This is a genomic window from Legionella parisiensis, from assembly GCF_001467945.1.
Classification (GTDB): Bacteria; Pseudomonadota; Gammaproteobacteria; order Legionellales; family Legionellaceae; genus Legionella; species Legionella parisiensis.
Window position 1 is genome coordinate 1,602,056 of the sequence record NZ_LNYQ01000013.1, and the last position, 15,475, is coordinate 1,617,530.

The following is a 15,475-nucleotide window of genomic DNA, read 5'->3' on the forward strand; positions in this document are numbered from 1 at the left end:
AGGGAAAAAATGCAATCAAAAATTACTGCAATTGGTACCGCAACTCCTCAGTTTATGCGAACACAAGATGAAATTGCGGATCTTATTTCTATAGGATTTCATCTTAATGCCCTACAAAAAAAAGTATTAAAAAAAATTTATAAATCCTCAGGAATTGAAACCCGATACAGTGTATTAACAGACTATTGCAAACAACCAGGGGAATTTGATTTTTTTCCTAATACTACAGAAGAAAGTTTTCCATCAACGTCACAACGAATGAATTTATATAAAGATAATGCCCTTAACTTAGCTATAATTTCCATCGAAAATTGCTTAAATAGCATTGAGTTTGATAGGAAAAAGATTACGCATTTAATTACGGTAAGTTGTACAGGCATGTATGCCCCTGGAATTGATATTGAAATTGTCCAAAAACTTAATTTATCCTCATCTGTTAAACGTACGGCGATTAATTTTATGGGATGTTATGGAGCATTTAATGGCTTAAAAGTAGCCGATGCATTTTGCCAAGCAGAGCCTAACTCCAATGTACTTTTAGTGTGCGTTGAGCTTTGTACAATACATTTCCAAGACACCTTTAATATAGAGAATATAATTTCAAATGCTATTTTTGCTGATGGAGCTGCAGCAGCATTGGTTCAGGGGCAAACGAATTTACCAAAAAAGTGTTTTAATATAGAGTCATTTTATTGTGATTTGGTTCCACAAACCAGCCAGGAGATGGCATGGACTATTACTGATTATGGATTTGACATCATACTAAGCTCATACGTACCTGAAGCAATTGAGTCAGGCATTTTAATGTTTACAGAAAAACTGTTAAAGCAATCGAATTACTCTTTTAATGATATAGATTTTTACGCAATTCACCCAGGTGGTATTAGGATTCTGCAAGCTTGTGAAAAAGCACTAAAGATTACTGCTCAAGACAATCAACATTCTTACAGTGTATTAAAAGAGTATGGGAATATGTCCTCAGCAACAGTATTGTTTGTTTTAAAAAATATTTGGGATAAGTTAAATAATCAAGACAATGCGAAACATATTTTTAGCTGTGCATTTGGACCTGGCTTAACCTTAGAATCCATAATGCTCAAAATAGAATACAATTAATTATATATCTCAGATTATCTCCATTCTCTTCTAATAGGAGATCAGTAAGTTCTAAATAGATGGCTTATTTTCTTGAGTCTCAAGAACAGGACAACCAGGATCTTCTATATGTCTCCCCCCGACATTAAATAGAGACACTATTGAGTCCCCTAAAGAAATATCTGATTTTTCTTTTTCATGAAAACGCTCGATAATGAGTGAAAGTTCATTCTCTAAAGCGCTACTTCCCTCATTCATTTCAATTTGTGTAGCGCAGTATTCTTCAGCCAGACACAGTAAACGCCACAAGTCGTATCGCAAAATGCCATGCGATTTATTTATTAGATAAACCTGTTGCGCTTTCGTTTTAAAAGTATGCCCCTCACTATCTTTCATTTCAGCCACTACAGGCATTCCGCCCATTTTTATAATCATAGAGTAAAGCTGTAAAATCTCTTTACAGCTAATCGTTTTGATGTCTTTAGCTTTATATAACAACTTGTGAACTGCTGACTCATGGATTGATATGCCGTGGCTTACTAAATAATCGAACAAAGATAACTCTCTCATTTTACATGCATGTTCAAGAGGCGTATCACCCATAGGATTAATAGGATAGGTAAATGAAACATTATATTCCACGAGAATATTTAACATCATGTAATCAATTGTATTTTTAGAGAGTACTGAGGATAAAAGAGATTGATTTGTTGGAGTGATGATTCTATTAATAAAATGGGGATATCGCTTAAGGGCTTTATCTACTTGTTGGTAGGCGTTGTTATAAACTGAGTCAATAAGATGAAGAAATTCAGGCTCAACATTATTGCTTTTTACATATTTAACATCAGTGACTCCACCCATTTTCACCCCAATCTACAAAGTAAAAAAATAATAACAAACAAAACGAAACAAAACGAGTATAAAGACCTGCTTACCTGAAAATAAACTACGTATATATTTTTTAACGGTGAATTTATTTTGAAATAATAACAAATGATCACCTTTTTATCAATCAAGATGTCTTGCATCCTGAGTGCTTAATTTTTTCTTAATCTTTTCGAGTTATAGTACGCTAAAAAATTGTAATGGGTGATGTACGTACATGCTAAGCTATAAAGACATTCTTTCATTATTAAATAAAACTACTCAGGAAACCACATCAGATGTTACTGAATTAGTGAAAGCATCTGATAGCACTCCTACAGCAATACACCAAACTGTTGAAAAAACAACGGTGTTTATTGAAAAATCCTCTACTGAAGCAAGAGCACTTGTGGAAAGATGCTCTACTGAAGCAAGAGCACTTGTGGAAAGATGCTCTACTGAAGCAAGAGCACTTGTGGAAAGATGCTCTACTGAATCAAGAGCACTTGTTGAAAAATCCTCTACTGAAGCAAGGGCACTTGTAGAAAAATCCTCTACTGAAGCAAGAGTACTCGTTGAAAAATCTTCTACTGAAGCAAGAGCACTTGTTGAAAAATCTTCTACTGAAGCAAGAGCACTTGTTGAAAAATCTTCTACTGAAGCAAGAGCACTTGTTGAAAAATCCTCTACTGAAGCAAGAGCACTCGTTACAGAAACACATATAAAACCAGAAAAAAAAATAAATGACGATCACGAAAAACTAACCTTAAGAAGCTCGTCAACTTTTATTACTCGAATGGTATCAACAGAGAATTCACCCCAGCCTATGCCAAAGAGAGATCCAATCGAAGAGCTTTTCTCTCTTATAATCGGTAAAATCAATGAAAATAATAAAGATCAAAAGCAGTATTTCAGAGCAATGCTTTTGAAGGTGCTCCTGACCAAAAACATAGCTCTTTTCAAAGAGCTTATGATAGAACTAGATCTATATGAATTATCAAATTTCGATCACTATACAAAACTTTTAGATTTACACAAACGAGATCCCCAAGCTATTTTGAATTCTCCAATCTTAAATTATATTCAAGCAGAACTTGCCAAAGAAGAAATAAAACCTTTAATTTCTCTCCTATTAAATGTGTTTCAATCAATACCGGAATTATCAAAAGATAAATTTGGTATTTGTTTAAGCATGCGTGCAAAAAAGGAGTTGTTGCCAAAATTACTGATGCAAGCTCAGCCCCAAGTTAAAATGTCAGTACTCTCACAGCTTACTGATTTATCATTTGATTCTTTACTACCTGGTTTTAGACCTTCTATTGGTGATCAAAGTTACATACCTGCCACAATAACTCATAAACAATATTTAAACATTATTACGAAAAACGTCGATCAATCTATTTTTATTGTTATAACAATTGGCTATTTAAAATCAAATAAACTCGCATCAAAAGAATTCCTCCAAAAATTAACTGCTGCCTATTTATTTATTGACTATGAAGGATGTTTGAAGTCAATCGAAAAACATTTTCAAGAGCTTAATTTACCGGATGGTTTTCCTGGAGACTATGAGCAATATGTTCGCTCTATATGCCAATCAGTCAAAGAACTGGATTATAGAGATAATGATACACGACGTTTTTTTGAAACACGTCTTGCACAATACATAAATGGATTAACTCATTCAGAAGAGACCTTAACTCAAGTAGGTAAGCCTTTAGAAGGTCTTTTCGATGACAGTAAGTTAAGATTACAAACGCTTAATGCAGCAAATAAAATATTACATTTCTTCCTTGGAGAAGAAGGTATTGTAAGCTCCCCTCTCGAAATGGAAAGAAAAATTTGTATTTTTGCTAACGGATATAAGGATAAAGAAAAATACAATACAGAACAATTAGAGCATTTCATGAAATCTTGTCCTGCTTATAATACAAGGGATCGGATACCGAAAGCTAAAGAAACACATATTTTAGAAAGAAAATTTGAAACTTCAGCGGATAAAGTTGGAGAAGACATCTGGAATTCTGCAGGAGGTGTCATGCGATCAGTTTCTGCTATTTTCTTTGATGCCCAGCTCGCTCCTATGCGTAACATGCTAGTAGATTCTAGCGAAGTTTCACCTAAGAATGAATCAAGTACTACTGCACAATGGTTTTGGTCTAACAAGCGTTTTCGGTCCGCATACGTGGGCTCAATTTCCGGACATACTTGCAATATAGTGTTTATGCTTAATTGTTATATGAAAGAAAATCAAAAAGATCCCAATTTAGAGCAAGATATTAGTCTTTTTTTAGTACAACTAGTAGCTGTATATGCAAAACGCGGTTATCATGGGATGCTTGAAGTCATGGATATTTTACATGATCAAAAAGTTCAAGAAGTTTTTAAAAAAAATAATGTAACTCTTGATTTAATGAAATACTTCAGTTTTGATCCTGATGTCGCCGCCTTTCTTGAATATGCTATGAATGATGCTTCAATTTATGCTCTGGTATTTGCAAATAAAAAGCATGTGAAACTTGAGTTAGCTCGATTCTTTGGACAAATGGAACCTACCAGGGAAGATTGCGTCGACCATCAGAGGCAGACAACTACCCTAGAAGCCTCATCTTCTGTAAGTAATATTAAAGTAGGATAAAAAATGGTGTTAATATCTCAACTAATAAGCAGAATTATTTTATTAATACCATTTCTACAAATCTTCTTCTTTATATTTTTTTCACAAGTAGCTACTGCCAACATTAATTTTTTGAACGTAAAGGAACAAAGCATGAATGAAAAAATAAGCATCATGGATAAAAAAAGCCGCGGTAGTTATTTAAATTCAATTAAATTTTTTAAATATGACTATCTCAAAGAGCACTGGGCACTTGATTATACTAGAGCAGGAACATCTATAGCCCACGTAAAAGTAAAAGGAAAGTACAATTACTCAGTCATCTTGAATCCTACCGACTGTAGAGGATACAGAACTATAATAAGATACTTGAATAATGGTTATTCAGATATTTCTTCTGCGTTGAATCGCCCATATACAGTTGCCGAAGAGAGAGGATTAAATGCAGTTGCGGCAATGATGGAGCAAGTTTATAAAAATATGGGACTTATTCCCCAATTTGCTCAACTTGGCAATAATTCTCATTATTTTGACGAGAAAACACGGGAAATTACTATAGGAAATGAAGAAGAACCGGGTATGCTTCATCTGCATCTTTGGGGCAGAGGCGATCCAGAACATGAGTATATCCCTCACGTGCCTTTGCGGGGGCCAAAACCTGGATTAATGTTTGATCTGATTGCAAAATCCAAGACGGAACCAACAAATCAGTATGCAATCAGATGGGATCCTAAAGAACTTGAAATTGCTTTAACTGCATTTAAAGAGGAACTCACTGCTTATATAGAATCTGAAGAATTTAAAGAAGAATTCAGTGATTCAATAGAAGTATCGATTGATCCAGCACTTAATCTTTCAAGTGAGAATACCTTACAACGATAAGCTAAGATTTTTTAAGCTGTGCATTATGGCTATCAATTTTTCGACTCAGGTAGCCATATGTCCTATAAATAGCAATATGAGTTGAAATAAACCATTTGCATACTACAGCACATATGGAGTTAGGCGCATTTAAAAGTACACTTGGAATATATACCCTGCAAAAGACACAACAGTTTACGGCGGAAAAATGCAGAAGTTTTTTTGTTTCGCCATTACAGAAATTATCTCGGGCAGAAAACGCTCTCATCGCTTCATTTTTAGCAAAACAACTCAACAGAAAGCGTCGTTGTTTTTATTCCAGCCCAAACAAATATCATTGCACATATTAAGATCATATTTATTAGAAATAGCCTATCTATTCCTGAGGCAATTCAAATTAGTTCATAAGCTCCCAACTTCTTTTACTCAGGAATTTACATTGAACTTAAAGAATACACACTCTGTGTTTGATTCAGCTGAAGTTCATTCAATTTGGTTTTTGATAATGAGAAATATCAGAATCTGTAATAATGAATATTTTTTCAAAAAAAGATATCTAAAAAATTCAGATAGATAATTACTCAAACAGATTATCAAGCTTGCATATATTTTTTTTTGCACTATCACTATGTAATAACCTTAAATATGGAGAGAGGTTAAATTATCAAATCATTTCTTTGTTTTACTGTTGCTTATTGGTTTGTTGCGAATGATTTTTATTTTTGCAGGAGAAAATCATGAAAAAAATAGTAGCATCTTTATTATTAACGGCCGCTTTTTCTTCAATCTATGCCTTGAGCACTATAAGTACTATTGTCTCATCTTCAGACGGCGGTACAGGGGCTAGTACCAGTGGCACAGGTGGAGCAAGCACGAAAACTGACAATAACGGCACTAATACTGATAGTGGAACCAATGCCAATAATGGTACCGATAACACCAGCACTACTCATTAAATAATTAGCGAACAAGAGCAACCAATGCTAAAAATGTGTGGCTCGAGGACAATTTCAAAAAACTCGAGTTACACATTCTTAATTTTAAGAAATTGAATATCTATGAGCTTGATTTTCTAGTTATCATCAAAAAATTTTTCTTTCCTAATAACCTGAATAATTACATCAGTGAATGAGTTTCACTTATATTTTCATGATATTGCAAAGCACAATCTGAGCGGTAGTGTTCTTTATATTTTCGATAAAAGCTCAAAAAAACATCATCTTTCATATTTTTTTTAAAATACTCAATCGCATCCTCATCACCATAATGAACAGCAAGATCAAGCCAGTCAAAGCCAACCAGCCAGTCACGTTTTAATGATTTAGGGAGTTCTACCTCAACATCATCATCCATTTCTTGTTTTAAAGTTTTAAGATCAGCGAAACCAATAAGTGCCATTTCAAATTGAGCACTAGTGTAACGTTGTTTACCTGGAGAAATCTCGACAATGCGCTTTGCTGTTAACAAAGTATTCTGTATGTACTCATCGAAAGAAATGCATTGTTTAATAGATTTAAAAAATAGTTTCATTTTAGATTTTGTAAAAAAGAAATAATTATGTAGAAAATATTTTACACATGTAAATGCTATTTACCATAAAAATACCGGATAGTTAGGAAGATAAATGTGACAAGAAAAGTATATGTTTTTGTCGGAGTTACACTGGGAAGCGGTGCTGCTTTGCGGATTGTTTTGCAAGAAGGTTATGATTTTTCTTTATGAGCACGATCAAAAATTTTTACTGTAGATGAAAATTTGATTTATTATCCAATCACACGAAATCGATGACTCCTGCTAACAAGATGCAGGAGATAGATATTAATAAAATAGATTTTTTTACTATTTACCAGTTACACTATTATCTTAATCAACTATCCAATTGAACATTAATATCCCGCGCATCGGATTGACCATGATCATCTACAATTCTAACAACAAATTTTCCTGGCTTTGCTTTCCATAAATAAGACTCTCCAGCCTTGGTTTTTGCAATAAATGTTTCATTAATAAACCAGTATACGTGTGCAACACCAGCATCAGTTACAGCAGTAAGAGGAATGGTATTATTTTGTGGCGAATTAACACGAACAATATAGCTAATGCCATTTTGCGGTGAAGTGATATGCGGATTTATACCATAATTACCAGACAAGGTACAATCAGGCTCATAAAATGGCGGAATATGTCTTTGTATGCCGGCCCTCTTAAAAATGCTCAATAAATCAGAGGGCCAAAACTCGAAAATTTCAAAACGTGTATTTTTATCAATATGACACGTTCGTAACCCGGTTTTACTATTAATAGCAACTTCACGATAAATTGTATCAGTAGTTATTGGAGATTTTCCGGGAATAAACCAGCTCCACTCAGTATCATTACAATAGCGCGTAGGTAACATTCCAGAAGCTTTACATACTTCTACTTTTTTCAGATTCATTTGCTCCGGATGTTTATCCAATGCATGTATGGGTCCCCGTTCATGTTTTAATGCATCAACCAATTCAAAAAACAAGGGTGCAGCTATGTCTTTGCCAATAAATGCAGGATTAGCCTTATTATCAAAATTTCCTATCCATACTGACAATACATAAGGTCCAACTACCCCTACAGTCCAGGCATCACGATAACCCGATGAAGTTCCAGTTTTCCATGCCACTGGCAAATGAGACCATCCTCTAGAAACATCATCAGGTCGGGGAGTGTTTTCTAGCATATCTAAGACAAGATAACTTGCCTCCGGACTAAGCAGACGGATACCGTTTGCTTTTATTTCATTTTTAAATGTTCGAATGGGATACCAAATCCCATCATTAGCTAACATAGCGTAGAGACTAACAAGTTCCTTCATGGTTAATTCCACGCCACCCAGACTCAATGACAATCCATAATACGATTCAGATCGTAATTGGCTGATTTGAGCTTTTTCCAATAATTGATGTAATGTTGGATTATTTAACTGGCTGGCAAGATAAATCGCGGGAATATTTCGACTCAAAACTAGAGCATCCCTAGCTTTAATGGGACCCATAAAATCATAATCAAAATTTTCTGGGTTATAGCCATTAAAACTATGAGGAACATCTTTTAAAACAGTATCAGGGTGAATTAACCCTTGATCTAATGCCAATCCATAGATAAATGGCTTCAACGTCGATCCGGGTGATCGTTTTGTTTCTGTACCATTAATTTGTCCACCAATATTTTGATTAAAAAAATCGGCCGATCCTAACATCCCTTTAATGCCCATATCTCGAGTATCTATGAGTAAAACAGCGGCATTATTTATGCCTATGCCTTTTTTTCTGGCGAGATAATGATGCGTAATCCGTTCGATAATCATTTGACTACGATAATCCAGTGTCGTATCAATACTTTGCTGCTTCGTTTTTGAATCATACAAAATTTCGTTTGTAAAATGTGGGGCATCAAAAGGCAGCATATGCGTATTTTGCATGACTAAAGGCAATGCAAACATACCCTTTTTATCAAAGTCTTCTGGATGTTTATCTAACCACCTCCCTAATAAGTGCTCCCTGATTTTTTTTAATTCTTTATTATTAGGTGTTCTTTTACCTGGATTTTGCGGAATGATACTTAACGTCAAGGATTGGGGAAGTGTAATTTTATGTACAGGCGCGGCAAAATAAACCAAACTTGCAGCCCCTACTCCTTCAACATTTCCTCCATAAGGCGCCAAATTTAAATAAGCCTCCAAAATTTCCTTTTTGCTGTAGTGCATTTCAATTTGTATAGCACGAATAATTTGCAATAACTTGCCTGATATTTTTTTTGAATTTATACCGTAGCGCATCCGGGCAACTTGCATGGTGATTGTTGAGGCACCTATTCTACGTGATTGTGCACCATAAGTTTGCCATACGGCTTTGAATGTTGCCCAAGGATTAATACCATAATGCCAATAAAAATATTGATCCTCTTGTAATAAAGTTGCTTCGATAAGCTGCTTAGATATCTGGGATAGAGGAGTAAATAGCCGATATTTCTCGTCCTGGCTTAATGTTAACCTTAATAGCTTATGATGCTCATCGTATACCGCTTTAGAAAAACTTGTCCCTTCTAACAATATAGGTTTAGGTAAAAAAAATAATATAAAATAGGCACTGACAAGAAGCGTAATAAGGATTATGCTTAGTTTTTTAAATATTTTGTTCATAGTCGCTATTATGCACTAAATAGAATAAAATATATGCAAAAACTTCCCCCAATTCACCGCTTGAGATAAATGATGAATAAAAATCCGCTCTCTTTATTACTAAATGCATTTTCATCTGTATTTGGCAAATTAAATTGGCGTAGTCCACCATGGATAAATTACTTATGTGCTAAATCAAAATCTTCCCCCAAAATTTTTTGGGGCAGTAGTCTTTTCCTCGTTCTCATTTTACTAGCTTCAGGCTATTCTTTCTATTGGTACAAAAATTTACCAAAGCAAATTTATACCACTGCTCAAATTACAGTTCCAGATATAACACCGAATACTGAAGAACAATTAGTTCCTAACAACTTAACTGTTGATTTTGGGATAAAAAATAACGGCTTTATCAATCAATCCGTTGCGCCACTGAGTCAAGTCGGTAAAACCGTAACTGAAGGCATAGAAATGAGCCCCAGAATACCCGGAACATGGATGTGGAATTCCGACAGTCAATTAGTCTTCACCCCTTCAGAAGATTGGCCTGCGGGACAAAAATTTACAATTCATTTTGCTCCTGGTTTCTTTGCTCCAAATGCAAATATGGAAAACAATGCCTATTCCTTTTCCACTCACCCCTTCATTGGCAAAATCACTGAATTTAAACTGTATCAGGATCCGGTTCATGCTGAAATAAGAAATGCCGTAGCCACAGTAGAGTTTAATTATCCAGTTAATCCTAAAAGTTTGGAAAAAAATTCATCATTAACGTATCAGAAAAAATCATCTTCCGCAGCTGAAAAACTTCCTTTTACTTTCACTTATGATAAAAATAAACGTGTCGCATACCTGCATTCTGAAACAATAAAAATAAATAATGTTGCCCGTTATCTCCGTTTAACCTTAGATAAGAATATTACTTCATCTAGTGATTCTAGTCATTTACAACATGAATTATCAAAAAATCTATTGATCCCTAGTGCCCAGGATTTTCTTAAAGTAGTTTCTGCTTCGGCATCTATTGTTCGCAATGATAAAGATAGACCAGAGCAAGTCCTTACAGTCGAAACCTCTCTGGGGATAAATGAGAGTGAATTTAACAAGTCAGTACATGTTTATTTGCTCCCCAAAGATCGCCCAGCAACAGTTGCTGAATCTGCCAAAGAAAATTATCAATGGCAAAATCCAGGTGAAGTGACACAAGCAGTTCTTTCTTTAGCCAAACCTTTGACAAAAGAAGTAATTCCCACCGAGCAAAATTATTCCATGCTCCACAGCTTTAAATTTAAAGCAGATACCCCTCGATATATCTACATTAAAATTGATAAAGGAATGCAAAGTTTTGGCGATTTTACTTTAGGAAATGAATTTGCAGCAGTTATTCCCGTTCCCGTGATACCTAGAGAGATCGGTTTCTTACATAAAGGCTCACTCCTTGCGTTAAGCGGGGAGAAAAAACTTTCTGTACTGATTCGAGGTGTTCCGGCAGTGAAGTTCGATTTTGCGCGTGTGTTGCCTGAAAATATAAACCAATTAATAACTCAAACCCAAGGTGATTTTAATAATCCTTATTTTATTAATCCTACATTTAATCAACAAAATATCAGCCAAATATCTTCGGAGATTCAAGAGTTTGATATTTCGGATTTAGCAAAGCAACAATATACTGCGCTTGACTTCAGCAAGTATCTGACGATGAATACGAATACTCTTGGTCCGCAAGGGTTATTTTTATTACAAGCTACTGGCTGGGATGTCACGAATAAAACCGCGTTGGATGTAAAAGCAAGCCGTATGATACTGATTACTGATTTGGCTTTGTTAGTAAAAGATAATCAAGACGGTAGCCATGATGTATTTGTTAACTCCATAACTCAAGGAGCTCCAGTTGCCAGTGCAATTGTAACTGTTTTAGGTAAAAATGGATTGCCAATTTTATCACGTACCAGTGATGCCGAAGGGCGTGTTAGCTTTCCACCTTTAAAAGACTTTGTTGACGATAGAGAGCCAACTGTGTATTTGGCCCAATTGAATAATGACGTTTCATTTATTCCTTTCAATAATGTCAATCGACAGTTAAATTTTTCTAAATTTGATATCGGCGGTCTTTATACTACCAATCAGGAATTACATAGTTTAAGCGCATATCTTTTTTCCGATAGAGGAATTTACAGACCAGGAGATGCTGTTCATGTCGGCATGATAGTCAAACAAGCTTATGCACAGCCGCAACCAGGAGGATTACCACTGCAAGTGACTGTAGTTGATTCAAGAGGGACAACAATCAAAGACGAAAAAGTTACACTCAATGATCTGGGGTATATGGATCTTGATTTCTCAACGAGCGTCAATTCTCCTACTGGCCAGTACATGATTAATTTATATTTAGTAAAAGATGGATACCCACAAAACCTACTAGGCTCTACGACAATTCGCGTTTCTGAGTTTTTACCAGATAGAATGCGCGTCACGAGTAGTTTGTCTCCTAAACCATCTGCTGGCTGGAGTTCACCTGCAGGATTAAAAGGTGAAGTAAATCTCTGGAATTTATATGGTGCTCCTGCTGCCGATCGAAAAGTTAGTGCTAAAATTCTGTTAGTTCCTCAAAAAGTGCAATTTGACAAATACCCTGACTATGTTTTTGTTGATCCGTTGTTGGATCCCAAAAAACCACCTAAAGTGTTCACGGAAACACTAAATGATGCTAAAACGAATGATAAAGGTGAAGCAGAATTTGATTTAAATCTTGACCGTTTTGAAAAAGCAACTTATCAATTAACATTTTTTGCTGAAGGCTTTGAATCTGAAGGAGGTCGTAGTGTAACGACTCAAACCAAAACCCTGATCAGCCCTCTACCCTATTTTGTAGGATACAAACCCGATGGTGATTTATCCTTTATTAAGCAAAACAGTGCCAGAAGTGTTAAGTACATTGCAATTAACTCTGAATTGAATAAAGAAAAAATCAATGACTTAAAGACCCAGCTGATTTCATTACATCCTGTCACAACTTTGGTTAAAAAAGCCGATGGTACTTATCAATATCAATCCGTTATTCAATCGACTATAGTCAGTACCACCCAATTGACTATCTCAGAGCAAGGAACTGATTACACTTTACCCACAGACCAAATTGGTGATTTTTCATTAAATATTATTGGAAAAGATAATACAGTATTGAATCAGTTAAAATTCAGTGTCGTAGGCGCAAGCCAACAGCCCTTAGCTAAGAACGCTGAACTATCGATTAAACTCAATAAAACTCAATACCAAGCTAACGAGAATATCGAAATACAAATTACTTCCCCTTATACTGGATCAGGTCTAATTACAATAGAACGTGATAAAGTTTATGCGGCACAATGGTTTAAAACAGATACAACTAATTCTGTGCAAACCATTCATATCCCCTCTGATTTTCAAGGGGATGGATACATCAATGTTGCCTTTATACGCGATTGGAACTCTCCGGAAATTTTCATCAGTCCGCTCAGTTATAGTGTTGTCCCATTTACCGTTAACCATGAGAACCATAACATAAAAATTGATCTGCAAACCGCTGCAGTTTCACGTCCTGGCGAACCATTCACTATAGATTACCGCACAGATAAACCAGGTAAAATTATTGTCTTTGCAGTTGACGAAGGTATACTGCAAGTTGCACGTTATGAGACTCCAGATCCTCTATCGTTCTTCTTCCAAAAGCATGCTCTTGAAGTTTTGACCCAACAAACAGTAGATCAAATCATGCCGAAATTTATTCAAGACCGGGAACTTTCATCAGTTGGAGGAGATAACGGAGAAGAAGGCATGGCAAACCGGCTTAATCCTTTTAAACGAAAAACTGAATTGCCCGTAGCTTATTGGTCTGGGATTATTGATACCGATTCAAACAATCGTCAATTAATATATCAAGTTCCTGATTACTTTAATGGAACATTACGCGTCATGGCAGTAGCGGTATCATCCGATTCAGTAGGTTCGCATGAAGCTTCTGCTGAAATTCGCGGTGATTTCATAATTAATCCTAATGTCCCAACATTTGTCGCACCAGAAGATGAATTTGAAATATCTGCATCTGTTGCTAACAACATTAAAGGCTCTGGGGAGCATGCACTGATTAATGTACATTTGACAGCATCTCCTGGAATCGAAATTATCGGCTCATCAACTCAAAATCTAGAAATTACTGAAGGCCACGAACAAACCGTTCATTACAAATTGAGGGCTAAATCACTTTTAGGGGCAGCCCAATTAAACTTTAAAGCCAGTGTAGGTGATAAAGCCAGTGCTATGAGTGCTACACTCAGTGTCAGACCGGCGATACCTCTAAGCACTTACATCAATAGTGGCAAATCAGAAGAAGCTCAAAAAACGTTAGATATTATGCAAACATTTTATCCTGAACATCGTAAAGTAAATTCAACGATTTCTACTAGCCCGATGATCCTGGTATTTGGTTTACAGCGTTATCTGGATAACTATCCTTATGGTTGTACCGAACAATTAACAAGTAAAGCCTTCCCCTTACTGGCAATGAACAATCAAACTGGTTTTGGTGAAGAAGCGGAGCAAGTTAATGAAAAAGTAAGTGCAGCAATTCAAATGCTAAGTCAACGGCAAATGTCTAATGGAGGATTTAGTTATTGGCCGGGACTAAGTGATAATCAAGGGAATGATTTTGCATCGGTTTATGCCATGCATTTCATGACTGAAGCAAAAAATCAAGGTTTTAACGTTCCTAGTGATCTCTTCTTTAGTGGCATTAACTATCTTAAAACCTTAGCGAGTCAAAATGTAGCAGATATGGATGCGGCAAGAATTCAAGCTTACGCTATTTATATCTTAACTCGTAATGAGGTAGTAACAACCAACTATCTGACTAACCTCCAATTGTATCTGGAAAAAGAGAAAACAAAAGCATGGCAAACAGACATTACCACAGCCTATATTGCTGCTTCCTATCAGTTACTGCAAAGTCATGATGAAGCAAATCAATTAATTGGGTTGTACAAACCACAAAATAATCAGGCTTATGTTACTGATTTTTATAGTAGTGCAATTGCTGATGCACAATACTTATATCTTGTAGCCAAACATTTCCCTAACATGTTACCACAAGTAGGCGATGAACTGCTCAAGCGCTTAATTCAAGCAATCAATGATAATGAAATCAATACCGTTTTATCTGGATTTACAAGCTTGGCTTTAGGAGCATACCATCCAAATCTCCCCAGTGAATCAATATCAGCTTTGTCAATGACAAAAATTATGGCTAATAATAAGGAAATCAACGCCCATTCTACGAATCCAAACTATCAAAAAATTGATATTGATCATGACGTACAACAAATACGCTTTAATAATCCCGATAAAAAGACATTTTTCTATCAGCTCATGCAATCAGGTTTCAATCGAACTATTGCAAAAGTTCCTTTAAAGCAGAGCTTGGAAATTTTCCGAGAATATAAAGATGCGAAAGGAAATGTGATAAACTCAACATCCTTAGGCAGTGAAATTGAAGTACACATTCAAATTCGTGCATTAGATAGTGAATATTTATCCAATATTGCGATTGAAGATCTTTTGCCTGGTGGTTTTGAAGTCGTAAACGACTCTGTAAAAAACAATACAATGGATTTTGTCGATGTTCGCGAAGATAGAGTCAATTTTTTTGGGGGAGTCGAGTCTGTTTCCAAAGAAATAGTTTATAAAATTAAAGCAGTGAATATAGGAAAATACATTGTTCCTCCTGCATATGCGGAATCTATGTACAATCCTAATACAAAAGCACAAGGTGTTTCTTCGGAGTTTACAGTCACTGAAACACCATAATATACTTAACGATTTCCTTTAGGTATCAGTTAAGCTCATAGCCTGGT

General features: G+C 35.5%; 8 protein-coding genes. 5 read left to right on the forward strand and 3 right to left on the reverse strand.

What is annotated here, in order from left to right:
• The first annotated feature begins 9 nt into the window (after positions 1 to 9).
• Positions 10 to 1,116 (forward strand): type III polyketide synthase, encoded by a 1,107-nt coding sequence (locus tag Lpar_RS13210; protein ID WP_058518366.1) that lies wholly within the window; start codon positions 10 to 12, stop codon positions 1,114 to 1,116.
• A gap of 51 nt (positions 1,117 to 1,167) precedes the next feature.
• On the opposite strand, the gene ankJ is transcribed toward Lpar_RS13210, so the two are convergent.
• The gene (gene ankJ, locus Lpar_RS13215; protein ID WP_058518367.1) at positions 1,168 to 1,959 is read right to left on the reverse strand and encodes a Dot/Icm T4SS effector AnkJ/LegA11; all 792 of its coding nucleotides are present in this window, start codon (positions 1,957 to 1,959) and stop codon (positions 1,168 to 1,170) included.
• 373 nt (positions 1,960 to 2,332) lie between these two features.
• Between ankJ and ceg14 the strand changes: the two genes are divergently transcribed.
• The 3 genes from ceg14 to Lpar_RS13230 all read left to right on the forward strand — a co-directional run bounded on the left by ceg14 (position 2,333) and on the right by Lpar_RS13230 (position 6,396).
• Positions 2,333 to 4,600: a Dot/Icm T4SS effector Ceg14/sidL gene (ceg14, locus tag Lpar_RS13220; RefSeq protein WP_147287698.1), complete on the forward strand. Its 2,268-nt coding sequence runs from the start codon at positions 2,333 to 2,335 to the stop codon at positions 4,598 to 4,600.
• A 132-nt stretch (positions 4,601 to 4,732) separates the two neighbouring features.
• Entirely contained in the window at positions 4,733 to 5,461 is a 729-nt protein-coding gene (locus tag Lpar_RS13225; RefSeq protein WP_058518369.1) for a hypothetical protein, read from the forward strand.
• Positions 5,462 to 6,177: 716 nt separating this feature from the next.
• Positions 6,178 to 6,396 (forward strand): hypothetical protein, encoded by a 219-nt coding sequence (locus Lpar_RS13230; protein WP_058518370.1) that lies wholly within the window; start codon positions 6,178 to 6,180, stop codon positions 6,394 to 6,396.
• A 160-nt stretch (positions 6,397 to 6,556) separates the two neighbouring features.
• On the opposite strand, the gene Lpar_RS13235 is transcribed toward Lpar_RS13230, so the two are convergent.
• Entirely contained in the window at positions 6,557 to 6,970 is a 414-nt protein-coding gene (locus Lpar_RS13235) for a hypothetical protein (protein ID WP_058518371.1), read from the reverse strand.
• A 337-nt stretch (positions 6,971 to 7,307) separates the two neighbouring features.
• Positions 7,308 to 9,614, reverse strand: a complete 2,307-nt coding sequence (gene pbpC / locus Lpar_RS13240) for a penicillin-binding protein 1C (RefSeq protein WP_058518372.1) — start codon at positions 9,612 to 9,614, stop codon at positions 7,308 to 7,310.
• 72 nt (positions 9,615 to 9,686) lie between these two features.
• Here pbpC and Lpar_RS13245 point away from each other — a divergent pair, with 72 nt between their 5' ends.
• Positions 9,687 to 15,428, forward strand: coding sequence for an alpha-2-macroglobulin (locus Lpar_RS13245; protein ID WP_058518373.1), 5,742 nt, complete (start codon positions 9,687 to 9,689; stop codon positions 15,426 to 15,428).
• Positions 15,429 to 15,475: the final 47 nt, after the last annotated feature.